This is a genomic window from Rhodobacter maris (genome assembly GCF_900217815.1).
Taxonomy (GTDB): Bacteria; Pseudomonadota; Alphaproteobacteria; order Rhodobacterales; family Rhodobacteraceae; genus Rhodobacter; species Rhodobacter maris.
In genome coordinates this window covers 573,535-597,627 of the sequence record NZ_OBMT01000001.1, presented here as the reverse complement: position 1 = coordinate 597,627, position 24,093 = coordinate 573,535, and the positions used below count along the sequence as shown (strand labels likewise).

At 66.6% G+C, this 24,093-nt stretch carries 18 protein-coding genes; 12 read left to right on the top strand and 6 right to left on the bottom strand.

The genetic code is table 11. The features are described 5' to 3' along the window. Positions 1-30 precede the first annotated feature (30 nt). The 3 genes from CRO22_RS02805 (at position 31) to CRO22_RS02795 (ending at position 3,511) form a co-directional block, all read left to right on the top strand. Positions 31-1,398 carry an aspartate aminotransferase family protein gene (locus tag CRO22_RS02805; protein WP_097068562.1) on the top strand — a complete coding sequence of 456 codons (1,368 nt, stop codon included), beginning with the start codon at positions 31-33 and terminating at the stop codon, positions 1,396-1,398. A gap of 1 nt (position 1,399) precedes the next feature. Further along, complete coding sequence (locus tag CRO22_RS02800) at positions 1,400-2,779, top strand: glutamine synthetase family protein (protein ID WP_097068561.1); 1,380 nt, start codon at positions 1,400-1,402, stop codon at positions 2,777-2,779. A 153-nt stretch (positions 2,780-2,932) separates the two neighbouring features. Further along, on the top strand, positions 2,933-3,511 hold the full coding sequence (locus tag CRO22_RS02795) for a CHAP domain-containing protein (protein ID WP_245860862.1): 579 nt from the start codon (positions 2,933-2,935) through the stop codon (positions 3,509-3,511). Between the two features lie 46 nt (positions 3,512-3,557). Here the strand turns inward: CRO22_RS02795 and CRO22_RS02790 are convergent, their stop codons facing one another. Continuing rightward, positions 3,558-4,172 (bottom strand): class I SAM-dependent methyltransferase, encoded by a 615-nt coding sequence (locus CRO22_RS02790; protein WP_097068560.1) that lies wholly within the window; start codon positions 4,170-4,172, stop codon positions 3,558-3,560. Positions 4,173-4,328: 156 nt separating this feature from the next. Next, entirely contained in the window at positions 4,329-8,102 is a 3,774-nt protein-coding gene (locus CRO22_RS02785; RefSeq protein WP_097068559.1) for a PAS domain-containing protein, read from the bottom strand. Between the two features lie 381 nt (positions 8,103-8,483). On the opposite strand from CRO22_RS02785, the gene CRO22_RS02780 reads away from it, so the two are divergent. Next, a complete protein-coding gene (locus CRO22_RS02780; RefSeq protein WP_097068558.1) occupies positions 8,484-9,293 on the top strand; it encodes a division plane positioning ATPase MipZ in 810 nt (269 codons plus the stop codon). Positions 9,294-9,539: 246 nt separating this feature from the next. Here CRO22_RS02780 and CRO22_RS02775 read toward each other — a convergent pair whose 3' ends face one another. Further along, positions 9,540-11,849, bottom strand: coding sequence for a Tex family protein (locus tag CRO22_RS02775; RefSeq protein ID WP_097068557.1), 2,310 nt, complete (start codon positions 11,847-11,849; stop codon positions 9,540-9,542). 103 nt (positions 11,850-11,952) lie between these two features. Here CRO22_RS02775 and pepT point away from each other — a divergent pair, with 103 nt between their 5' ends. Continuing rightward, the gene (gene pepT, locus CRO22_RS02770) at positions 11,953-13,188 is read left to right on the top strand and encodes a peptidase T (RefSeq protein WP_097068556.1); all 1,236 of its coding nucleotides are present in this window, start codon (positions 11,953-11,955) and stop codon (positions 13,186-13,188) included. A gap of 155 nt (positions 13,189-13,343) precedes the next feature. Further along, complete coding sequence (locus CRO22_RS02765; RefSeq protein ID WP_097068555.1) at positions 13,344-13,844, top strand: DUF4405 domain-containing protein; 501 nt, start codon at positions 13,344-13,346, stop codon at positions 13,842-13,844. A gap of 44 nt (positions 13,845-13,888) precedes the next feature. Here the strand turns inward: CRO22_RS02765 and CRO22_RS02760 are convergent, their stop codons facing one another. Then, the gene (locus CRO22_RS02760; protein ID WP_097068554.1) at positions 13,889-14,737 is read right to left on the bottom strand and encodes an asparaginase domain-containing protein; all 849 of its coding nucleotides are present in this window, start codon (positions 14,735-14,737) and stop codon (positions 13,889-13,891) included. Positions 14,738-15,120: 383 nt separating this feature from the next. On the opposite strand from CRO22_RS02760, the gene CRO22_RS02755 reads away from it, so the two are divergent. The 4 genes from CRO22_RS02755 to CRO22_RS02740 are packed head-to-tail and all read left to right on the top strand — an operon-like array spanning position 15,121 to position 19,975. Further along, entirely contained in the window at positions 15,121-16,770 is a 1,650-nt protein-coding gene (locus tag CRO22_RS02755; protein ID WP_097068553.1) for a glucan biosynthesis protein, read from the top strand. Next, the gene (locus CRO22_RS02750) at positions 16,767-16,982 is read left to right on the top strand and encodes a hypothetical protein (protein ID WP_097068552.1); all 216 of its coding nucleotides are present in this window, start codon (positions 16,767-16,769) and stop codon (positions 16,980-16,982) included. Before CRO22_RS02755 ends, CRO22_RS02750 begins: the two co-directional genes overlap by 4 nt. Before the next feature lie 4 nt (positions 16,983-16,986). Further along, the gene (gene mdoH, locus CRO22_RS02745; RefSeq protein WP_097068551.1) at positions 16,987-18,810 is read left to right on the top strand and encodes a glucans biosynthesis glucosyltransferase MdoH; all 1,824 of its coding nucleotides are present in this window, start codon (positions 16,987-16,989) and stop codon (positions 18,808-18,810) included. Next, the gene (locus tag CRO22_RS02740) at positions 18,803-19,975 is read left to right on the top strand and encodes an OpgC family protein (protein ID WP_097068550.1); all 1,173 of its coding nucleotides are present in this window, start codon (positions 18,803-18,805) and stop codon (positions 19,973-19,975) included. The genes mdoH and CRO22_RS02740 overlap by 8 nt, the downstream gene beginning before the upstream one ends. 10 nt (positions 19,976-19,985) lie before the next feature. Here the strand turns inward: CRO22_RS02740 and CRO22_RS02735 are convergent, their stop codons facing one another. Together CRO22_RS02735 and cobA are read right to left on the bottom strand one after the other, a co-directional pair. After that, positions 19,986-20,909: a LysR family transcriptional regulator gene (locus CRO22_RS02735; protein WP_245860859.1), complete on the bottom strand. Its 924-nt coding sequence runs from the start codon at positions 20,907-20,909 to the stop codon at positions 19,986-19,988. A 113-nt stretch (positions 20,910-21,022) separates the two neighbouring features. Further along, complete coding sequence (cobA, locus tag CRO22_RS02730; RefSeq protein ID WP_245860858.1) at positions 21,023-21,934, bottom strand: uroporphyrinogen-III C-methyltransferase; 912 nt, start codon at positions 21,932-21,934, stop codon at positions 21,023-21,025. Between the two features lie 378 nt (positions 21,935-22,312). On the opposite strand from cobA, the gene CRO22_RS02725 reads away from it, so the two are divergent. Together CRO22_RS02725 and CRO22_RS02720 are read left to right on the top strand one after the other, a co-directional pair. Next, positions 22,313-22,897, top strand: a complete 585-nt coding sequence (locus CRO22_RS02725; RefSeq protein ID WP_097068870.1) for an ANTAR domain-containing response regulator — start codon at positions 22,313-22,315, stop codon at positions 22,895-22,897. After that, on the top strand, positions 22,894-24,072 hold the full coding sequence (locus CRO22_RS02720; protein ID WP_097068549.1) for a CmpA/NrtA family ABC transporter substrate-binding protein: 1,179 nt from the start codon (positions 22,894-22,896) through the stop codon (positions 24,070-24,072). The genes CRO22_RS02725 and CRO22_RS02720 overlap by 4 nt, the downstream gene beginning before the upstream one ends. Positions 24,073-24,093: the final 21 nt, after the last annotated feature.

Sequence of the window (24,093 nt, the reverse complement as noted above, 5' to 3'; positions counted from 1 at the left end):
GATGATCTGGCGCGATCGAAGGAGCGGCGGATGGGCGAGCGGATCGGTGGAGTGAAACGGGCGCGGATCGCCGCTTTTGCGGCGCACGAGGCCGGGATCTACGCGCAGGCGCGTCCGCTGAGCCGTGCCGCATTTGAGGCGGGCGCGGCGCCCTGGCTCGGCGGTGTGCCGATGCACTGGATGCGCGACTGGCCGCAGCCCTTCCCGATGGTGGTGACACAGGCGCGCGGCGCGGTGATCGAGGATCTCGATGGCCACCGCATCGCCGATTTCTGCCTGGGCGATACCGGCTCGATGTTCGGCCATTCCCCCGCACCGGTCGCGCGCGCGATCCGCGCTCAGGCGGGCCGCGGGCTGACCTACATGCTGCCGGGCGCGGCGGCGCAGGAGGCGGGGCGGCTGTTGAACGAACGCTTCGGCGAAAGGCTCTGGCAGATCGCCACCACCGCGACCGATGCAAACCGGTTTGCGCTCCGCGTCGCGCGGGCGGTGACGGGGCGGCCCAAGGTGCTGGTTTTCGACGGCTGCTATCACGGCACGCTCGACGATACGATGGTCTGCCTCGTGGCGGGGCAGACTGCGGCGCGTCCGGGGCTCGTGGGGCAGGTGGAAGATCTGCGGCTCGTGGCCGAGGCAGTGCCCTTCAACGATCTGACGGCCGTGGAGGCGGCGCTCGCGGGGGGCGAGGTCGCCGCGATCCTGACCGAGCCGGTGATGACCAATTCATGCATGGTGCTGCCCGAGCCGGGCTTTCATGCCGGGTTGCGGGCGCTGGCTTCGCGCTATGGTGTGGTGCTGATCCTCGACGAAACTCATACGATCTCCTCGGGGCTCGGCGGCTACACGGCCGGTGCAGGTCTCAAACCCGATATCTTCGTGGTGGGCAAATGCGTGGCCGGGGGCGTGGCCACCGCGGTCTGGGGGCTCTCGCCCGAGATCGCCGCGCGCTTTGCCGCCTATGATGCCGCCCGCCCTTCGGGCCACAGCGGCATGGGCACGACGCTTTCAGCCAATCCGCTGCAATTCGCGGCCCTTGTTGCCACGCTGGCCGAGGTGATGACGCCCGAGGCCTATGCGCGCATGGAGGCGGGCGCTGCCCGGCTTGAAGCCGGGCTCGGGCGCGTTATCGCCCGCCGCGGGCTGGCCTGGCATGTGGTGCGGGTGGGCGCGCGGGTCGAATTCATCTGCGCGTCGGGCCCGCTTCGGAACGGTGCCGAGGCCGCCGCCGCCCATGCCCCCGCGCTGGAGGCGGCGCTGCATCTGGGTCTTCTCAACCGCGGCTGCCTGATTGCCCCTTTCCACAACATGATGCTGATCTCGCCCGCCACGACACGGCGGCAGATCGACCATTTGATCGCCGCCTTCGATGCGGTGACGGCCCAACTGATCGAGACCTGACATGACCCTTTCGCCCACCGGCTCCTCCGTGCGGGAAGCCGAAGACTTTCTGGCCACCCATCCCGGGATCGAAGCCTTCGACATCGTGCTGCATGACGCCAACGGCATCGGCCGCGGCAAGATCATCCGCCGTCACGAGCTCATTGGCCTTTATACGGGCGGGCGGCATCTGCCGATCTCGATCCTCGGGCTCGACATCGTGGGCGAGGATGTGCATGAAACCGGGCTGATCTGGGATCAGGGCGATGGCGACCTGCGCGCCTGGCCGATTCCGGGCACGCTGAAGGCGCTGCACGGCACGAACCCGGCGCGGGGCGAGGTCTTGATGAGCATGTATCATCTCGATGGCGCCGAAATGACCTCCGACCCGCGTCATGCGCTTGCCCGTCAGGTGCAGGCGATGGCCGCCGAGGGACTGCACCCCGCGGGGGCTTTCGAGCTTGAATTCTTCCTTCTCGATCCCGAGACCGCACAGGGCGTGCGCCCCGCCGCCGCGGTGCTCGACGGGCGACGCAGCGACTGGACCGAGGTTTATTCGGTCGATCACCTGCACGGGATGGAGCCGCTCTTCTCCGACATCTACCGCGCCGCAGAGGCGATGGGGATTCGTGCCGAGACGGTGATCTCGGAATATGCCCCGGGGCAATATGAGCTGACGCTCGATTATCGTACCGACGTGATGCAGGCCGCCGATGACCTCGTGCGGCTCAAGCGGATCGTGCGGCTGCAGGCGCGCCGGCATGGCGTGGTGGCCTGTTTCATGGCGAAGCCGATCGAGAAATACGCGGGCTCGGGAATGCACTTTCATGTGAGCCTGTGCGATTCGAGCGGCCGCAACATCTTTGCCGAGGCGCAGGAAGGCGACTGGACGGAAACGATCCGCCATGCGCTCGGCGGTCTGCGCGAGACGATGGGCGAATCGATGCTCGTGTTTGCGCCGCATGGCAATTCCTGGCGCCGCTTCGTGGGGCAGAGCTATGCGCCGGTCTCGCCCAGCTGGGGCGTGAACAACCGTTCGGTGGCGCTGCGGATCCCGGCAGGCCCGGTGAAGGCGCGGCGCATCGAGCATCGCCCCTCGGGCGTCGATGCCAACCCCTATCTGGTGGCGGCGACCGTGCTCGCGGGGATCCGCCACGGGCTGGCCAACCGCATCGACCCGGGTCCGGAGACCACCGGCAACGGCTATGCGGGCGATGACGCGCTGAAAATCCCGCGCGACTGGCGCGAGGCGATCGAGGCGGCCACAGCGTCGCGCTTCCTGCGCGAGGCGCTGGGCGCGGACATGCACCGCACCTTTACCGCGATCAAGGCGGCGGAACTGGCGCGGGTGGCGCGCTGGATCGCCGATGTCGATTACGCGCTTTATCTGCACACGGTCTGAGCCGGTTCCCTCTGCCATCGTTCGACGCGGATCGAGTGGCAGGTTTCCGCCGGTTGAAAGGCTTGCGCGCTTTCGAGGGGTTCCCGGTCCCGTCCCGACTCGGTAAACGAGATCCCAACAACGAGCAGCAGTTCAACAAACGAACCGGACACGATGACGACGCTTTCCACACTCGGGGCGGGCGCCCTGAAGCTTTTGCTTGCGATGAGCCTTGCCGCCAGCCTCTCGGCCTGCGCCGGGAGGGATGCCGAAGGGCAGATGCGTTTCGCCAGCCCGCAGGACGGGGCCGCGCAGATCGACCCGGGCCGCAAGGCCTTCGCCGTTTCGGTGGCGCGCGAATTGCGCGCCAACGGCCAGCGCGTCTGGTGCGTGCCCTTTGCGCGCAATGCTTCGGGAATCGAATTGCGCGGCAATGCCCGCAGCTGGTGGTCGCAGGCTGACGGCCGCTATGCGCGCAGCCATGCGCCCAAGGTTGGCGCGGTGATGGCGTTCTCGGCCACCCGCAAGCTGCCGCTCGGCCATGTGGCGGTGGTTTCCGAAGTGATCTCCGAGCGCGAGATTCGCATCGACCATGCGAACTGGCGCCGCAACCAGCTCTCCTTCGGGATGAAGGTCATCGATGTCTCGAAAAAGAACGACTGGAGCCTCGTGCGGGTGATGAGCGAGCCCGGAGAGCTCGGGCGGCCTTATCCGGTTTCGGGCTTCATCTACGCAGAGCAGAAGCGCGGCTGAGGCCGCGCGAAGGTCGGAGGCGCGGCAGGCGCGCCTCGCACCGGGCTTAACGGCGGCGGAACCGCAGATAGGTCATCAGACCAAGCGGCGGCAGGCGGTGTTCCTCAATCAGTTCAAGCCGCGGCTCCGCCATCACCTGATCGCGCTCGAAATCGGAATGCCATCCGAGCGCATCGGCGAGCGGCGCGGCGGCTTTTGCGGCATAGCCCCAGAGCCCCGTTTGTTGCGCGAAATGATTGGTGATCAAAACCGTGCCACCGGGCCGACAGACGCGCGCCATCTCGGCCATCACCCGTTCCGGCTCGGGCACCACGGACATGATATGGAGCGCGACCACGTGATCGAAGCTCGCATCGGCAAAGGCGAGCCGACGCGCATCCATGATGTGCAACCCCTGCACGTTCTCAAGCCCCTCGCGGGCCGCGCGCGCCTTCGCCTGCGCCAGCATCTCGGGCGAGAGATCAATGCCCGTCACCTCCACATGCGGCTGATAGAGCGCGAGGGCAAGCCCGGTGCCCACCCCCACTTCAAGCACCTTTCCCCCTGTGGTGTTCACCTCATGCGCGGCGCGATGGCGCCCGGCATGGGTGATCTTGCCGAAAGTCCTGTCATAGATGGGCGCCCAGCGCCGATAGCTGCGGGCAATCGCGTCTTCTTGCATGAAATCCTGTCCTCCGCGGATCGGGGGTCACTCAAATTGCGCCGAAACTGGCGCATTGTCCGCGTGATAGCAAGGATTGCGTCGTATTTTGCGACTCAAGCGTCGCCTGTGGACGGCACATCTTCGTGATCGTGTACGGCGCGGGCGGAGCGCGCCTCAACAGGCCGGGCGATCGTCGCAAGGCTCCGCCCGAAGAGCCGCGGGCGGGGTCCTCTGCGCGAGGAAATCGGCAAGCTGGGCCGCGTCGATCGGCGCCGCACAACCTGCTCCCTGCAGCAGATTGCAGCCGAGTTCGCGCAACGTCTCGGCGAGGGCCTCGGTCTCAACCCCTTCCGCGATGGTGGTGCAGCCGAGCGCAGCGGCAAGATCGATCACCGCGCGCAGCAGCGCCCGGCTGCCCGGGTTGCCGTGCAGCCGGGCGACCAGCGCAGGCGCGATCTTCAGCGCGGCCGGGCGCAGTTCCGTCAGCTCGACGAGCGCTGTCGGCCCGGTGCCGAAACCGGCGATCTCGATCGCGATACCGGATTCTTTGAGCGCGCGCAGATGGCTGCCCGTCTGCCCCGCGGCGGCGTCGAGCCGGAGCGCCCCTCGCAGTTGCACCGCAACCTGGGTGGCGCCGAAATCGCGCCCGCGCCAGTGCTTGAGAAATTCGGCATGGGGCAGATGATCGGTGCAGAGATCAAAGCCGATCTTTGGCACAAACAGCCCGCGCGCAGTCAGCCCGGCCAGCACGGCCTCGCTCTTTTCTACGAGAATGCGCTCGAGTTCGGGCAGGATCTGAAGCTGTTCCGCGAGCGGCAGGAACACCCGGGGGGCAAGCAGCCCGCGCTTCGGGTGACGCCAGCGCAGCTGTGCCTCGATGCCGCCGAGCGCCCCGGTCCGGGCGCAGATCTGGGGCAGGAACCACGGCTCGAACACATCGGCCTCGATCGCCTCCTGCAGATCCATCACCAGGGTGCGGCTGTCATGCAAGCGCCGTGTCAGATTGCCGGAGACCACCTCGATCCGGTCGCGGCCCGCGGCTTTGGCGCGGTAGAGCGCGGCATCGACGCTGATCTGCAATTCTTCCGTCAGCCCGGTCACATCGGGCACGCAGACGATGCCGAAGCTTGCGCTGATGCGGCTCTGCGTGCCGCGGTAATGGAACGGTTCACGCAGCGCCGCGCGCATCTGCGCCGCAATCGTTTCGGCCTGCGCGCGCGTGCGTCCCGGTGCCAGCAGCACCGAGAATTCGTCGCCGCCGAGCCGCGCCGCGAAATCCTCGGCGTCAAGGCAGCCACGCAGTACCTCGGCCACCCGGCACAGTGCCCGGTCGCCCGCCTCGTGGCCGAGCGTGTCGTTGATATGCTTGAAGTGATCGATGTCGATCTGGATCAGCGCGCAGTCGCGTGCCAGCGTGCCGGCGCGGGCGGCCTGCATCCGGTCCTCGAGGCGACGATCGAAATAGCGCCGGTTCGGCAGTCCGGTGAGCCCGTCGTGCAGCGCCAGATGCTCGTTGCGCGCGCGCATCCGTTCCGCGAGCCCATAGGCACGCTCCAGTTCGGTCTCGCGCGCGACATCGGCGGTAACGTCATGCAGCCCGCCGGTCCAGACGATCGTGCCGTCGTTCTGCCGCACCGGTTGCGAGGCGGCACTCAGCCAGATCAGGCCGCGTTTCGGATGCAGGAAGCGGAACCGCATCCGCCAGGGGGTGAGGTTGCGCGCACTCTCGAGTGTCAAGGCATGCATCCGGGCGCGGTCCTCGGGGACGACGCGGTCGACCATCGCCGTGCCGAGCCCGTTGAACTCGAGATGGCCGACGCCGAGCAGTTCCTTGTAACGTGCGCTGGCATAGGGGTATTCGGTGCGCCCGTCGGGATAGAGCCGGAATTCAAAGAGCCCCACCGGCGCGATATCGGTGATCGAATTGAGCCGCGCATGAGCAAGGCGCACTTCTTCGGCCGCGGCCTGGGCCTGCGCCTCCACCGCGACCCGGTCGGAGATGTCGACCGCCTTGCCAAACCAGGTGATCGTGCCGTCCGGGCGCGCGAAGGGGGCGGCCCAGACATGCAGCCAGCGTTGCTCGCCCGCATCGGGGCAGACACGGGTGCGGAACTCCACAAGCGTCAGGCTTTCACGCGAAGCGGTAAAACGCTCGACAATCTTCTGGCGGTCTTCCGGGGGAACATGGGCGAAGGTGCGGTCCGGATCTGCACCGAGATCTTCCGGGGCGATCCCCAGAAGGTCGGGCATCTTCTGCGTGAAATAGGGAAACCAGGCACGCCCGTCAGCTTCGCGGCGGTATTCGAAAAGCGCTCCGGGCACGTTTTCGGCGATTGTGTTGAGCCGCTCATGAGCGATGCGCAGGGCTTCGACGGTCTCGCTTTCTTCGGTGACATCGAACACGCTTCCATGCCAGGTTACCGAGCCGTCGGGCGCGTGATAGGGGACCGAAGTCAGCTGCATCCAGCGCAGCCCCCGGCGCGGATGGTTGAGGCGGTAGCGCACCTCGAGCGGGCGCATCTGCGTGCGCGATTGCGCGATCGCCCGCCCCAGCGCCTCGGCATCCTCGGGATGGATATTCTTGGCGGCGGCGGCGCCATCGGCGAGAATTTCTTCCCGCGAAACGCCCATCAGCTCAGGCAGGCGCGCACTGAAATAGGGCAGATCGATCGCCCCCGAGGGGGATTCACGGTGCTCGAAAAGCGCGCCGGGCGCATTGTCGGCAAGCGTGTTGAGCCGGTCGCGCGAGCGCTGGGCCACCGTCGCCGCCTCGGCGAGCTGGTGTTCGGTTTCCTTGCGGTCGGAGATGTTCTGGAACGCGCCGTTCAGCCGCACCGGTCTGCCGTCCTCGAAAGCGGCCTCGCCCACCGCGCGCACCCAGACCCTTTCGCCATCGGGGCGCAGGATGGGCAGTTCGATATCCCAGGGCATGCCATTTTCGATGCCACGCGTCACCGCGGCGCGGATCAGCGGTTGCGCCTCAGGCGCATAAAAGGCGATCGCTTCCTCCATCGTCGGGCTGTAGCCCGGCGGCACGCCATGGATCCGGCAGGTCTCGTCGGACCAGAACAGCTCGCCACTGCGCAGATCGACCTCCCAACCGCCGAGCCCGGCCAGCATGCCCGCGCGTTCGAGCAGATCTTGCGATTGCAGGAGGCGCGATTCACGCCGTTTCCAGGCGTCGATGTTGCGGTGGATGCCAGACATCCACTCGGGGCGGCCGTCCGCCGTCCAGCTCCGGACCCGGCCAAGATCGCGCACCCAGACCCAGCGGCCGGATTTGTGGCGCAGCCGCGCCTCGATCTCGTACCATTCGCTCTCGCCCGCAAAATGACGCGCGAGCTCGGCGCGGGCGCGGACAAGATCCTCGGGGTGCCAGAGCCCCGCCCAGCGTTCGACGTCAATCGGGTCGAGGTCGCTCAGCTGATACCCGAGCACTTCGGCCCAGCGCTCGCTCAGGAGCGTCTCTCCGGTCTGCACATTCCATTGCCACAGACCGAGATCGGCGCTCTCGATCAGGGCCGCAAGGGGATCCTGTGAGCCCCGGATCGGTGCCGCGGAGGCTTTGACAGGCGGGTGTTCCACCAGAAGGCCGCGTCCCGGCAAGCCCGGGCCGAGCCGCAGCAGCACCAAAAGGAGCGCGTTGGCCGACAGGGAAAGGGTGCCGGCGGTGGCGGGGAGCGCGAGCGTTGCCTCGGTCGCTTCGGAGGCGAGCCAGTCCTGCACTGCGGCGCGGTCCGCCTCGGCCAGAAGCGCGCTCATCGGTTGCTGCCGCAGGGTCTCGGAGGCATGCCCGAGCCGGGCGCAAAGTGCCGGATCGGCGGCAATCAGAAGGCCGTCACCATCAAAGGCGAACCCCGCTGCGGGCGGTTCTGCCGGCGCGGGGAGGGGGTTTGCGGGAAGGGAAGCCCCGCGGGCCAGCTGTGCACTCACCAGTTCGATCGTCATCCGAGACCTCCGCCGTCTTCGCCGGTAGACCCGCCGAAGGCATCCTGTCCGATGGCGACACCACAACAGGTCAAGGTTAACCTGCCGTTAATATCCTCGAAGAAATTTCTCATAAATGCGGCAGATCCGCGGTTTTCCGCGCGTCCGGGCGGGCGTGGGCGCGAAAAAGAACGCTTTCAGAGCAGCTTGCAGGCACGGGGCGCGCGAGCCCGTGACGGGCGGAGTTTTGCCCGGCGGTGCGGGCGGGGCGGAAGGCCGGCGCCGTGGCGGCGGGGTGGGCGGCGGCAGGCCGCAGCCCCCTTGCGCCGCGCCCCTTTCCCCGATAGCCGGAGCGTCTTATAAGCGTTGCGGCCCGTTGCGGCCGGAAAACGGGGTGCAGAAGTGGCGCATATCATCGTTGTCGGCAATGAGAAGGGTGGGTCGGGAAAATCCACCACCAGCATGCATCTGGCCACGGCGCTCGTGCGCATGGGGCACCGGGTCGGCGCGCTCGACCTTGATCTGCGCCAGCGCAGCTTCGGGCGCTATATCGAGAACCGGCTCGCCTTCGTCGCGCGCGAGGGGCTCGATCTGCCGAGCCCGGAGTACCGCGAACTGCCCGAGGCCGATCCGGCGGTGCTTGCCCCCGGCGAGAACCCCTATGACCACCGGCTCTCCGCAGCTGTGGCCGAGCTCGATCCGATCTGCGATTTCGTGGTGATCGACTGCCCCGGCTCGCATACGCGGCTCAGCCAGGTCGCGCATTCGCTCGCCGATACGCTGATCACGCCGCTCAACGACAGCTTCATCGATTTCGACCTGCTCGCCCGCATCGACCCGGAAACCTCGAAAGTGACCGGCCCCTCGATCTATTCCGAAATGGTGTGGTCGGCGCGGCAGTTGCGCGCGCGCGCCGGGCTGAAACCGATCGACTGGATCGTATTGCGCAACCGGATGGGCGCGCAACAGGCCCATAACAAGCGCAAGGTGGGCGAGGCGCTCGACCAGCTTTCCAAGCGGATCGGCTTTCGCGTTGCGCCCGGGTTTTCAGAGCGCGTGATCTTCCGCGAGCTTTTCCCGCGCGGCATGACGCTTCTGGATCTGCGCGATCTCGGCGTGGAGAACCTCAACATCTCCAATGTCGCGGCGCGTCAGGAACTGCGCGATCTGGTGCGGATGCTCAATCTGCCGGGTGTCGAGGTCGATTTCTGAGGCTCAGGCCCTAGCCGCCCGGAAGGGCGAAATATGCCCGTGCTCGGAGCCGCTCTGCGGCGTGCTGCACAGCGCAGAAAGGCGTGCGGCAAATTTGGCGTCTTCGGTCGGGCGCAGACGCGCCAGAAGGCGGAACAGCTTGTGCATTTGGATTCTCCGTGCGGTTGGGCCGTTTTCAGCCGTTGCCCCAGCCTCGCCGCGCTTTGCGGCCAAAGCGCGGCAGGTGCAGGGAATTTGCGGGGCTGCTCAGCGCCGCTTCATCGCATCGAGAAGGGCGGCGCCAAGCGCGCCGGTGCTGTTGCCCCCCTTGGGGCCTGCCTGCATCGGGGCCTTGCCTTTCGGCCCCTTCGCGTTCTCGGGCCCGCGCGCGGCGCGGTCCTCGCGCGCCGAGGTACCCCCATCCTTGCGCATGGTGAGCCCGATGCGCTTGCGCGGCACATCGACCTCGGTCACGCGCACCTTCACCACATCGCCCGCCTTCACCACCTCATGCGGGTCTTTCACGAAGCGGTCGGCCAACTGGCTGATATGGACGAGCCCGTCCTGGTGCACGCCGATGTCGACAAAGGCCCCAAAGGCGGCGACGTTGGTGACGGTGCCCTCAAGCTGCATGCCGGGGCGCAGATCCTTGATGTCTTCGACCCCCTCGGCAAAGGCCGCGGTGACAAAGCTCGGGCGCGGGTCGCGGCCGGGTTTTTCGAGTTCGCTCAAGATGTCGCGCACCGTGGGCAGGCCGAATTTTTCGGTAACAAAATCCTGCGCTTTCAGCCGGTTCAGCGCCGCGCTGTCGCCCATCAGGCTGCGAATGTCGCGCCCGCAGGCCTTCACGATGGCGCGGGCCACATCATAGGCCTCGGGGTGGACGGAGGAGGCATCAAGTGGCTCGGCCCCATCCGTGATGCGCAAAAAGCCCGCGCATTGCTCAAACGCCCGCGGCCCGAGGCGGGAGACTTTGAGAAGCTCCTTGCGGCTCTTGAAGGCGCCATTCGTGTCGCGATGTGCCACTACAGCCTCGGCCAAGCCCGGCCCGAGCCCCGAGACATGGGCAAGAAGCGGCGCGGAGGCGGTGTTGAGATCAACCCCCACCGCGTTCACCGCATCTTCCACCACGCCCTCAAGCGCGCGGCCAAGCTTGGATTGGTCAACATCGTGCTGATATTGGCCAACGCCGATGGATTTGGGCTCGATCTTCACCAGTTCCGCGAGCGGATCTTGCAGCCGCCGCGCGATCGAAACCGCGCCGCGCAAGGACACGTCCAGCTCGGGGAACTCGCGCGCGGCGAGTTCGGAGGCGGAATAGACCGAGGCGCCGGCCTCGGAGACCACCACCTTGACCGGCGCCTTGACGCTGGTGGGGAGCATTTTCAGCGTTTCCGCCACCATCCGCTCGGTCTCGCGGCTCGCGGTGCCATTGCCGATGGCAATAAGCTCCACCCGATGCGCCGTGATCAGCCGCACAAGCGCCGCCTGCGCGCCGCGCAAATCGCTTTTGGGCGGGAAGGGATAGAGCGTATCCGTGGCCAAGAGCTTGCCCGTGGCATCGACCACAGCGGCTTTCACGCCGGTGCGGATGCCCGGATCAAGGCCCAAGGTCGCCTTTGCCCCCGCCGGGGCGGCCAGAAGCAGATCCTTGAGATTGCGGGCAAAAACGCGGATCGCTTCCTCCTGCGCGCGCGCGCGCATCTCGCCCAGAAGGTCGAGCATCATGGAAAGGCTCAGCTTCACCCGCCAAGTCCAGCCCGCACAGGCGCGCAGCCAGGTATCGCCCGGCGTGGCCGTGCGGGCCTCAAGCACGGCGGCCACCATCGCCTCGGCGCGCGCCTTGCCCTCGTCATCGGGCGCGATGTCGAGCGTCAGCACGCCCTCGTTTGCGCCGCGCAGCATGGCCAGCGCACGGTGGCTCGGCACATCGGCCCAACGCTCGCGGTGGTCGAAATAGTCAGAGAATTTCGCGCCCTTCTCCTGCTGGCCCTCGACCAGCTTGGCGGTCAGATACGCCTCCCGGGCAAGGAAATCGCGCAAGCTGCCGAGCAGCGGCGCGTTCTCGACCAGGCTCTCGGCCACGATCTCGCGCGCCCCGGTGAGCGCCTCTTTCACCGTTGGCACCGCTTCGCTGACATATCCCTCCGCCAGCGCCTCGGGCGCGGCCCTGCGGTCGGCGAGAATCGCATCAACCAGCCCGGCGAGGCCGTTTTCGCGCGCGATCATCGCCTTGGTGCGGCGCTTGGGCTTGTAGGGCAGGTAAAGGTCTTCAAGCTCGGCCTTGGTCTCGGCAGCGACCAGCGCCTTGGCGAGATCGTCCGTCATCTTCCCCTGATCGGTGATCGAGGTGATGATCGCCGCGCGCCGCGCCTCGCGCTCACGCAGATACTCGAGCCGCTCCGCGAGCTTGCGCAACTGCGTATCATCCAGCCCGCCGGTCGCCTCCTTGCGGTAGCGGGCGATGAAGGGCACCGTTGCCCCCTCGTCCAGAAGCCCCACCGCGGCGTTGACCTGCGCTGCCGTGGCGCCGATGTCACTGGCGATGGTGCAGGCGATACGGGTGACAGTGTCCATGCGTTCCTCCGGGCTGGAGGGGTGATGTAGCCGCCCCGAAGCCCTCGGGCAAGGCTTGACATGGTGCGGGCTGAGGCGCCCATTGACGCCAAAGGAGCCTCACATGACCGATTTTTGCCCCCGCCTCGAAGAGCGTCTGACCCGCTATTGTGCCGTTGATACGCAAAGCGACGAGGAAAGCCTCACTTCGCCCAGCACAGCGATCCAGTACGATCTCGCCAATATGCTGGCGCAGGAGTTGCAACAGATCGGCGCCGAGGATGTCACGGTCACCGAATACGGGGCGGTTCTGGCAACGGTTCCGGCCACCGCCGAGGGGCCGGTGATCGGTATGCTCGCGCATATGGATACGGCCCCCGCCTATAATGCGACCGGCGTGAAGCCGCGGGTGATCCGTGGATACAATGGCGGCGAGATCACCTATCCGGATGCGCCGGGGCTGGTGAATTCGCCGAGACAGAATCCCTACCTTGGCGAGAAGGTCGGCCATGATCTGATCACCGCCTCGGGGGCGACGCTTCTGGGCGCCGATGACAAGGCGGGCGTGGCGATCCTGATGACACTCGCCGAGCATCTCATCACCAATCCTTCGATTCCGCACGGAAGGCTGCGCCTCGCCTTCACCCCCGACGAAGAGATCGGCCGCGGGGTCGATGCGCGCCTGCCCGCCGATCTTGGTGCCGATTTCGCCTATACGCTCGATGGCGGCGCGGTGGGCGAGATCGAATATGAGAGCTTCTCGGCGGATGGCGCAAAGGTGAAGGTGGTGGGCGTTTCCACTCATCCCGGCACCGCGAAGGGCAAGATGGTGAATGCGTTGCATCTGGCGGCGAAGATCATCGAGATGCTGCCGCAAGCCACGCAGACCCCCGAAATGGTCGAGGGCCGCGAGGGGTTCTGGCACATCACCAATATTGCGGGCACGGCGGCGGAGGTCGAGTTTTCCATCATCCTGCGCGATTTCGAGCTTGAGGGCCTTGCCGCGCGCGGGGCGCTCTTGCAGCAAGTCTGCGCCGCGGTCGCCGCCACCGAACCGCGTGCAACGATCACCTGCACGATCCGCCCGCAGTACCGCAACATGCGTTACTGGCTCGAGAAGGACATGACCCCGGTCGAACTGGCTCGAAAAGCCTGCCGCGAGGCCGGGGTCGAGCCTCTCTCGGTGCCGATCCGCGGCGGCACCGATGGCTCGCGGCTCACGGAAATGGGTGTGCCCTGCCCGAATATCTTCACCGGCATGCAAGACATTCACGGGCCGCTCGAATGGATCTCCGTGCAGGACATGGCGCAGGCCACAACTGTCTGCATGCGGCTGCTACAAAGCGCCGCAGAGGCATAAACCAACGGCGGGGCGGCCCGGCGTTATTTGCGCAAGTAACCAGTCTGCAAGGAATTTCCGGCACAGGGCGACGGAAATGTTAGCCTGCCCCGTTTGGCGAGAGAACCTTCCCAAACGGGGCTCGTGCCCCGTTAACCATCGCAGAAAGACATGCCATGAACGCCGTTCTCAGCCGTTACGCGACCCCCTTCATCTCCGGCCTCTTCCTCGTCTCGCTCGTCTCGGGCGTCGCGCTCTTTTTCCATGTCGGCCAGTCAAGTTTCCACGAAATGCACGAGATCCTCTCGATGGTGCTGATCGCGCCCTTCGTGCTCCATGTCTGGAAGAACTGGCGCTCCGTCCTGACCTATCTCAAACGCGCCCCGATGTGGATCGGCCTTGCTGTCTCGCTTGCCGTGGCCGTGCCGTTTGCGATCCCCTCGGGCGAGGGCCGCTCCGGCCCGCCGCAATTCGCGCTCGCGATGAAAGTGATGCAGGGGTCGGTGAGCGATGTTGCGCCGATCCTTGGCACCGACGGTGTCGGTCTCACGGCGAAACTCGCCGCTGCCGGCTTCACTGTCACCGATCCGACGGAGAGCCTGACCGCCGTGGCCGAAGGCTCGGGCCAGTCGGTCGAGGCGCTGGCCGCCGCGCTGGTTGCGCCGCCCGCGCAATAAACTTCTGGATGATCGTTGATCCGGGGCCCCGCAAGGGGCCCTTTTCAATGGGAAAGCCAGAGCCGGATGAGTGCCGCCTCGGGGGTCTCGCTGCCGCCGTTCTCAACTCCCGCGGCCCAGAGTGCGGCGCCCGCTGCATAGGCGCCGGGCGCGAGCCCGCCCGCCTCGCACTGGCTTGTCGCGCGCAGCCGCTTGCCCGAGAGGATGGCCTTTTTCAGAACGGCAAGCACTGCCGCATCGCCCATCACCGTGCCCGCCCCGAAGACGCGCAGCACCGCTGCATCGAGGGGGGCAAGCATCGCGGCGAGGGCGGCGGCGGGCAGGCCGGGCGAAAGGGTGAGCACGGCGAGGCGACGCGTTGTGTCAAACCGCCGCCGCGCCGGTGACGGCGCTGGCTCTTGCGGCTGGCTGCGAAAGGCGTCTGCCGCATGGCTGTGATGTTTCACCAGCCCCGCGGCGGGCAGAAGCCGCCCGTTGAACGCGAGATCGACCCCCGCACCGGGCGCCCGCGCCGCGGCAAGCGCGAGGTCGAGGTTGCGCTCCGCGTCGCCCCCCTGGCCGAGCGGCTGCATCGAGCCGCAAAGCACCACCCTGCGCGGACGCCCCGCCAGCGCCTGGGCCAGCGCCGCGCCGGTGAAGGCCATCGTATCGGTGCCATGGGTGATCAACACGGCAGAGCCGGGATGCGCCTCGATCTGATCGAGCATCCTGTTCCAGTCGGCTGGGCCGATATCGGCGCTGTCGCGCAATGGCGAAAAGAGATGCGACACGAGCGCGCAGCCTTTGGGCAGGCGCGCGGCGATCGCCGCCTCCACGAGCCCGGGCTCGGGCCGCAGACCCTCGGGCCCCGGCGCCATGCCGATCGTGCCACCGGTGTGGATGAGCAGAAGCATCTGAGCCCCTCCCTGTGCTGGCCGCCTGCATCCCGGCCTTGCCGCAGAGCGGCCGTTGGCGCAAGGCCGAAGGCTGCCAAAGCCGCGACTCACCCTGCCCGGCGCGCCGTCGCAACCTCCTTCGGGCGAAAATCCGCCCGAAGGATCACGCCGGAAGGCCTTGTTTTCCGGCGATGAAACGCCTTCGCTTGCGCAGAATCCGTAATTTTCGCACGCTTCGCCCCGGGGTTGCGCAACTTTGCGCCGAAACCGGGGGAGTACCGCCCATTTGACGGGGGTGTGACGCAATCTCTCTTGCCAGTTTTTAAGCGCTGTGACTATAGAAACAGCAGTTAGGCAGCCTTCGGGCGGCCTTTAGAACTATATGAGTTTGAACGAAAACCATGTCCTCCCGCCGTGCAGATCCTTCTCTCTCCCTGAGCCGCCGTCAGCTTCTGGCGTCGCTGTCTTCGGCTGCGGTTCTGGCCGGAGCGGGCTTTGTGCCTGCGCGGCTCAATGCGCAGGACATCGCCCCCCCCGTGGCGGAGGCCCCGGTGCCCGCCGCACCGCCCGCCGCGATGCAGCAGCCGTTCAGCTTCGACACCCTGACCGACGCGATGCGCGCGCTGGCCGCTGCGGGCCCCGACGCGCCCGCGACGCTGCCCGACAGTTTCCTGTCGAAGCTCACCTATGATCTTTACCGGCTGATCCGCTTCGATCCCGAGCGCGCGCGCTTTGCCGATGTCGAGAACAGCCATTTCCTGCTGCATGCCTTCCACATGGGCTGGCTCTTCAAGGAACCTGTCCTGCTCTATCAGGTCGAGAACGGCATGGCGCAGCCGATGGAGTTCGGCACCGACGATTTCATTTACGAGCGCGAAAGCCGCGACAAGGTGCCCGCGCATGTGCCGCTGCCGGGTGTGGCCGGGTTCCGGCTTCATGCGCCGCTTAACCGCCCCGATCTTTTCGACGAGCTCGTCGCGTTTCAGGGCGCCTCCTATTTCCGCGCGCTCGGCCGCAATTCGGCCTACGGGCTCTCGGCGCGGGGCCTCGCGGTCAATACCGGGCTCTCGATCGCCGAGGAATTCCCGCGGTTCACGAAATTCTGGATCCAGCGCCCCGAGCCGGGCTCGGAAACCATCACCGTCTGGGCGGCGCTGGAAAGCGCCTCGCTCACCGGGGCCTATCGTTTTACCATCACCCCCGGATTCGAGACGGTGATGGAGGTGACGGCGCGGCTCTTCTTCCGTGCCGATGTCGAGCAGCTTGGCATTGCGCCGCTCACGTCGATGTTCCTCTTTGCCGAGCGCAATCGCGCCGCCTTTGATGACTACCGTCCGAATGTGCACGACAGCGACGGGCTGGGCATCACGCGGGCCGATGGGGATGTGCTCTGGCGCGCGCTGGCCAACCCGCCGCGGCTCGCCTCCTCCTATTTCTCGGAAACCGCGCCGAAATCCTTCGGGCTCTATCAGCGTGACCGCGAATTCGACCATTATCAGGACGATGCGGCGCATTATGAAAAACGCCCCTCCTGCGTGGTCGAGCCGATCGGCGATTGGGGCAAGGGCCTGATTCGGTTGGTCGAGATCCCCTCCGACCTCGAGGTGAACGACAATATCGTTGCCTTCTGGATCCCCGACACGCTGGCGCAGGCAGGCGAGAGCCGGGAGTTTTCCTATCGGCTGCGCTGGGGCGACATCCCCTTCGACCCGGCCGACGAGCGCGCCCATGTGAAGGAGACGCGCGCGGGCGAGGGCGGGGTCTCCGGGGTAGAGAACACCAACGGCACCCGCAAGTTCGTGATCGACTTCGTGGGCGGGCTGATGGACGCTCTGCCGCATGACGCTTCGGAAGATCTCACCATCGTCGCCAGCGCGATGAATGGCGAGATTGTGACCAAGGTACTTTCCCGTAACCAAACCGATGGAATCTGGAGACTTGTCCTCGATGTGCGCCCGACCGGGGGTGACACCGTGGAACTCGCTGCCCATATCGCGGGTTATGGTCGCAAGCTGACTGAAACCTGGCTTTACCAATGGATCCACGCATGACCGCGCATACCCTCCCTCCCGCTGCGCTCGCGTCTGACCCCGCGTCCCGCGTAAACCTTTCTGCCGACGAGCTGATCGCCGGGCCCTGCGCGCTGCCTTTCGCGCCGCTCGCGATGCCCCATCAGGTGATTGAGCACGACATCGGGCTGATGCGCCGCCTTTTGGCGGGCATGCTGCCCCCGGCCGCGCCCACCGCCGGCACCGGCCACTGAACCCATGATGCCTTCTGCCCTCTCTCGCGCAGGGCTCTATGCGCTGCGCGCGTTTGCCGTGGCGCTGAGCCTCTGTGCCGGGGGCGGGGCTTTCGTGCTGTTCTTGCAGTTCGGCGCGGCCGACGGGATCGACACGCTCGATGTCACCCGCGCGGTTCTGATCCTGATCTCGACGCTCTGGCTCGCCTGGGGGGCGGTGCAGGCGCTGATCGGGCTCACTTCCCGGGCCCGCCCTCCCGCTTATGATCCGAAAGCGCCGATCCGCGGCCGCACTGTGGTTCTGGTGCCGGTCTATAACGAAGATCCGATGGTCACCTTTGCCCGGATCGCGGCGATGGATGCCTCGCTTGCGGCGACGGGGGATCCCGCCGAAGTGCATTTCGCTGTTCTTTCCGACACCCGCAACGATCTGATCGCCGCGCGCGAAAAGCAGGTCTTTGCGCAGCTGGTGGCCGAGAGGAACGCGCTTGGCCGGTTCTTCTATCGCCGCCGCGAACAGAATACGGGCAAGAAGGCCGGCAATATCGAAGATTTCATCACCCGCTCGGGCGGCGCCTATGAGTATGCGCTCATCCTTGATGCCGACAGCCTGATGGAAGGCGAGACGATCCTGCAGATGATCCGCCGGATCGAGGCGGAGCCGCGCCTTGGCCTCTTGCAGACGCTGCCCAAGGTGATCCGCGCGCGCTCGCGGTTTGGCCGGGCGATGCAGTTCTCTGCCTCCTTCTTCTCGCCCGTCTTCGCGCGGGGGCTGGCGATGATGCAGGGCCACACCGGCCCGTTCTGGGGCCATAATGCGATTGTGCGCGTGCGCGCCTTCGCCGAAAGCTGCGGGCTACCGCCCTTGCGCGGCAAGCCGCCGTTTGGCGGCCATGTGATGAGCCATGACTATGTCGAGGCGGCAATGCTCGCGCGGGCGGGCTGGACCGTGCGTCTCGATGACGATCTCGGCGGCAGCTACGAGGAAGGCCCTGAAAATATCGTCGATCATGCCAAGCGCGACCGGCGCTGGTGTCAGGGCAACCTGCAGCATTCGCGCATCATCGGCGCGCCGGGGCTAAAACCCTGGTCTCGCTTCGTCTTCGCGCAGGGCATCATGGCCTATATCGCGCCGCTGTTCTGGCTCGGTTTCATTCTTGCCTCGATTGCCGCGCCCTTGTTGGCCCCACCGCCGGACTACTTCCCGATTCCCGATTGGCCGATCCCCTATTTCCCGCCGTCGGAGGCCTCGAAGGCGATCGGTCTCGCCATCGGCATCTTCGGGCTGCTGCTGTTGCCGAAGATCCTGATCGCGGCGCGGGCGGCCCTCACGCGGGAGGCCAAAGCGTTCGGCGGTCCTGTCATCGCCTTCGTCTCGACCCTCGCGGAACTGCTCCTTTCCTCCATCACCGCGCCGGTTCTGCTGCTCTATTCCACCCGCTCGGTGCTTCAGGTTCTGCTCGGCCGCGACGGGGGCTGGCCCACCAACAACCGTGGCGACGGCACGTTGAGCCTCAAGGATGCCTTTGCCGCGTCGCACTGGATCGTTACCATCGGTCTCGTCGGGCTGATGGCCACCTGGACTTTCGCGCCCGGCCTTTTCCTCTGGCTCGTGCCTGTGGGCTTGCCGATGGTGCTCGCACCGGCAATCCTTGCCTGGTCCTCGCGCCCCTCGCGCTCGCGGCTGATGGGCGTGCCGAGCGAATATGCCAAGCCCGCCGTGGTGGTGCTACACGATGTCATCCTGGACCGCTGGGCGCTTGACGCAGAGCGCGCCGAGGCTCAGGAACCGCGCCAGTCGGCCAAGGTGGCCGCACCAGCCAAGGGAATTGCTGCTCAGCATGTTTGATTTTCGTTCCGCTCCGCAGCCCGGCGGCTTGCCGCAGGGGGCGCGGGATCCGCGTCTTGATTTTTTCCGGGGCCTGAGCCTCGTGATGATCTACATCAATCATGTGCCCGGCACGATCTACGAGAACTTCACCTCGCGCAATTTCGGCCATTCCGACGCGGCGGAAGGGTTTGTGTTCATGTCGGGGTGTGCGGCCGCGCTCGCCTATGGCCCGCGGCTCAGGGACGGCATGAACTGGCCGGGTATCCGCAAGATCTGGGGCCGGGCCTGGCTTCTCTACATGGTGCATATCCTGACAGCGGTCTGGGCCATCGCCATCGCGGCCAGCGCCGCGCTATGGTTCGGCGGCGAGGAGATGCTGCACCACAATGCCTTCGGCCCGCTCAACGATCGGCCGTTGCAGTTTTTGATCGGCATCGCCACACTCGGCCATCAGCTCGGCTATGTGAACATCCTGCCGATGTATGCGGTGATCCTGCTCGGCGCGCCGTTCCTGATCCGGCTTGGCCAGCGCTCGCCAAAGGGGCTTTTGGCCTTCACCTTCGGCTTCTGGGTGTTGACCGGCTTTACCCGGCTCGATCCGCCGAACTACCCGTTCGAGGGGGGCTGGTTCTTCAACCCCTTCGCCTGGCAACTCCTCTTTTGCCTCGGCATCCTCACCGGGCTCGCGCTGCGCGGAGGGCAAAGGTTCGTGCCGGTGACCCCCTGGTTGATCTGGCCCGCAGTGGCCTGGCTGATCTTTTCCGCGATCTGGGTGCAGTCCCCGGGGATGATGGAGGGTCTCGGCCATGCAATTTGGCTGATGCGGCAATGGGGCGTGCCGTTCTTCCTTGTGGAATTCGACAAGACCTATGTCTCGGGGCCGCGGCTCCTGCACTTCATGGCGCTCGCCTATGTGCTTTCGCTGCCCTGGGGGGTGCCGAAACTTGCCGCGGCGCGCTGGGCCAAGCCGATCCGCACCCTCGGCAAGCAGGGGCTTCAGGTCTTCGCGCTCGGCACCGTGCTCGCGATCCTGAGCCAGGCGGTGAAAACCTCGCATCCGGCGGGCTTTGCCCAAGACAGCGTGCTGATCCTCGGGGGGCTCGCGATCCAGTGGGCCTTCGCGGCGATCCGCGAATATATCAAGCCGCACCCCACCCATCCGGCAAAAGCTGCGGCGGCCTGAGCGCCGCGGCTCACCCCTGCAGATCAAGCCGCGCTGCCGCCGTGCGCAACGCCTTGAGCGCGGCCTGCACCTTGGGCGTGCGGTGCAGGTCCACATGTGTGACCAGCCAGAACGGGCTGTCCCATTCCGGCTGCGGGCCGATCACCTCGACGATGCGGGGATCGGAACGCGCCTGCAGCACCGGCAGGAACCCGAGCCCGAGCCCGGCCTGCACCGCCGCCGCCTGCGAGGCGATCTCATTGGCCATGAACACCACTGCTTCCGCCGGTTGGGTCTGCGCGAGCCAGCGAAAGAATGGCGCGCGGCTCTCGCGGCTGTCCGGCCCGATGAAACGATGCCCGGCGAGATCGTCGAGCCCCTTCGGCGTGCCGAATTGGGCAAGATATTCCGGCGCGGCATAAAGCGCGGTGCGGTTGGTGCCGAGCTGGCTCACCACATTGTCGGGCTCGGTCGGCCGCGCGCCCGCGCGGATCGCCACATGTGCCTCGCCATATTCGAGCCGGAACACGCGCTGGTCGGTGATGTAGCGCAGCACCAGCGCGGGATGCTCGCGCATCAGCTCCGCCATCGCCGGCATCACGAGGCCCGCCAGCGCCGGCAGCGAGGTGATGATCAACTCGCCGCGCATTTCCTCGCCTGCCCCTGCGATCCGCGCCGCAAGCTGGGCGAACTGATCCTCGGTCGCCTGACCCACGGCCAGAAGCTGGACTCCCGCCTCGGTCGGCGTATAGCCGCGCGGATGGCGCTGGAAGAGCTTGGTGCCGAGCCGGGCCTCGAGCGCATCGACATGGCGGATCACCGTTGCATGGTGCACACCGAGCACCTCTGCCGCGCCCGAAACCGTACCGACGCGCGCCACCTGATAAGCGGTACGGATTTCATCCCAGTTTTCCAGCAGCATTTGTGCACCCATGAACGCAGTCGCGGCCATCATGTCGATTTTGTTCCCGGCTGCAAGTCGGTGCGGCATCGCGCGGCATAATCCGGGCTGCAAGGGGGGCGTCCGGGGCGGAGCGCGCCGCAGGGATTGCCCGGCCGCTCACAGCATCAGGCGGCGACGCGCGCCCCGCGAAGGACAGCCTGTGCGAGCGATTTCGGGTAACGCACCATGAGGATCGCCGGGTTGAGAATGCCCTCGGCACGCACGGTCTCGGCCAGATGGGCGAGTGTCGTCTCGGCGCGCTTCTCGCGCGGGGTGCAAACCGCGGCCAGGATTTGCACCGGGCAGGTCGCGGGGGCTCCGGCCGCGATCAGCTCCGCCTGCACCTGCGCGGCCTTTTCGACTGACATGTAGAAAGCGATCGTGGTTCCGGGGCGCGCCAGGAGGCTGCGATCGGGTGCGGCGTCACCCGGACGGCAAGTGCCCGTCGTGATGACGAAAGTGTCGGTTTCGCCGCGTTCGGTCAGTGGCTGGCAGGCGGCGGCCGCCGCCGCCGAGGCTGCGGTGATCCCGGGCACGATTTCAATTTCGATTCCGGCGGCGCGCGCGGCATCGATTTCTTCGGTGGCGCGCCCGAAAATCGAGGGATCGCCTGATTTTAACCGCACGACCCGTTTGCCGCGCGCGGCCTCGGTCACAATCATTCGGTCGATCCGCGCCTGCGACGAGGCCGCTGTGCCCAGATCTTTGCCGACATAGACCCGCATGGCATCGTGCCGTGCGATCTCCAGAACATCCGGGTCGACGAGCCGGTCATAAAAGATCACATCCGCGTCCTGCAGGCGTCGCACCGCGCGCAGGGTCAGCAGGTCGCGCGCGCCGGGCCCCGCGCCAACAAGCGCAATATGTCCGGTCTTGTGATGGCTTTGAGACCCGTCGACGCGGGCTTCCAGGATCTTGGCGCCGGCCCGCTCCCGGAACGCGCGGCGCGAAAACGCCGCCACCACCACACCGCGCAACCGGCGCGCCAGCGTGACACGGCGCCCGTTCTTCTGCAGGACCATCGGGAAATCTGTCATCTCTCAGCTCCTCAAACGCAAAAGGGCCGCCGACACCCGCACGAGCTGTGTCGTGCAGAGTCGAGCAGCCTTGCCCATCATCCCAGGTTCGGGAAACAGCGACACCGTTGTCGCTGCCTCAACGCTAGGAAGCCAGCAGGTGACTCGCAAGCAAAACCAGCACCGCTGCCGCCCAAGCCCAGGGTTCGGCCCGTGCGATCTGATCAAATCCGAGGCGATGCACGGGCAGCAAGAACGAAGCTGCCTCAAATTTGGGCGTCGCGGCAAATACTGCCCACGCCTTTGCCTCGTTGACCGATGCGGCAGCGGGCAGGGGCGTTGTCGCTTCCGGTCACGGGGCGCGTGGATATAATGAGCGCAATCCGGAAAGTGCCGCCGATGCCTGAAACGCTGTCCATTGTTGTCGTCGAAACTGATCCCGAGCGCGCGGGGCTGATTGCCGAAAGCCTGCGGGAGGCGGGGATCTACAAGATCACCGTTATTCCCGAAACCACGGGCCTTGCGCGCCGCATCGCCGGGATCAATCCCGATATCGTGCTGATCGACATGGCCAGCCCCTCGCGCGACATGCTCGAGGAACTCACCCTTGCGTCTGGTCCGCTCGAACGCCCGGTGGCGATGTTCGTCGACCGGCCCGACAGCAGCGCCACCAAGGTGGCGATCGATGCGGGCGTCTCGGCCTATGTGGTCGACGGGCTGCGCGCGGACCGGATCCAGCCGATCATGGATGCGGCGATTGCGCGGTTCAACATGGTGCAACGGATGCGCATCGAATTGCAGACCACCAAGCGCGCCCTTGAGGAGCGCAAGGTGATCGACCGTGCCAAGGGCCTTTTGATGAAGGCGCGCGGCATCGACGAAGATGCCGCCTATGCACTCTTGCGCAAGACGGCGATGGATCAGGGCCGGAAAGTCGCCGATGTGGCGGCCGCACTCGTCACCGCAGCCGGGCTTTTGTCATGACCGGACGGCCGATCACTGCGGGTTACATCCCGCTTGTCGATGCCGCGCCGCTGATCATCGCGCGCGAGATTGGCTTTGCCGAGCAAGAGGGGCTCGCGCTCACGCTCCGGGCGGCGCCGAGCTGGTCGCTCTTGCGCGATCAGCTCCTGCGCGGGCAGATCGCGGCGGCACATATGTTGTTTCCGATGCCGATTGCGGCGGCGCTCGGGCTCGGCGGCGCCCCCAGCAGGGTCGACATCCTGCAGGTGCTCTCGCTCAATGGCAATTCGATCGGCGTCTCGCGCGATCTGGCGCAAAAGATGCGCGCGGCGGGCCACGGGTTCGATTTTGCCGATGCGCTCGCCGCTGGCGCGGCGCTGATCGCGGCGCGCTCCGGACCGCTCCGGGTCGGCGTGCCGTTCCCTTTCTCGATGCATGCCGAGCTGCTGCATCACTGGTTCGCGGCGCTCGGCCTGCGCGCACCGGACGATTTCGAGATGCGCAGCGTGCCGCCGCCGCTGATGGCCAAGGCACTCGGCGCGGGCGAGATCGACGCCTTTTGCGTGGGCGCGCCCTGGGGCTCGATTGCGGTGGAACTGGGCGTGGGAGAGATGCTCCTTCCGGGCACCGCAATCCGGGCCACTGCGCCCGAGAAAGTGCTGGCCGTCCGACACGACTGGGCCGAGGCGGAGCCCGCGCTGACGCGGGCCTTGATGCGCGCGGTCTGGCAAGCTACGCGCTGGCTTGGCGCGGCGGAGAACCTGCTCACCGCCGCCGAGATCCTCGCCCGGCCCGACTATCTGGACCTTCCGCCCGAGCTCATCGAACGCTCGCTGACGGGCGATCTGGTGATTTCGCCGCGCGGGGAGATGCGGGCAACGCCCGGCTACATGACCTTCCATGCGGGCGCGGCCAGTTTTCCCTGGGCGTCGCAAGCGGCCCTTGTGGCGACAAGGCTCGCCGCGCGCCACGGCCTTGCCCCCGACCCCGCCCGCGCCGCCGCCCGCGCGATCTGCCGGACCGATCTTTATGCGGCGAATCTGGCCGATCTGGGGGCGGATCTCCCCGCTGCGCGCGACAAGATCGAGGGTGGCCTGCACCGCCCCACAGCCTTTCCCGCCAAGCAGGGAAAGGTGATTCTGCCTGCCGATGCGTTTTTCGACGGATGGATTTTTGACCCTTCCGCGTCCGCATGACGCTTTCGTAAGCAGTTCTTA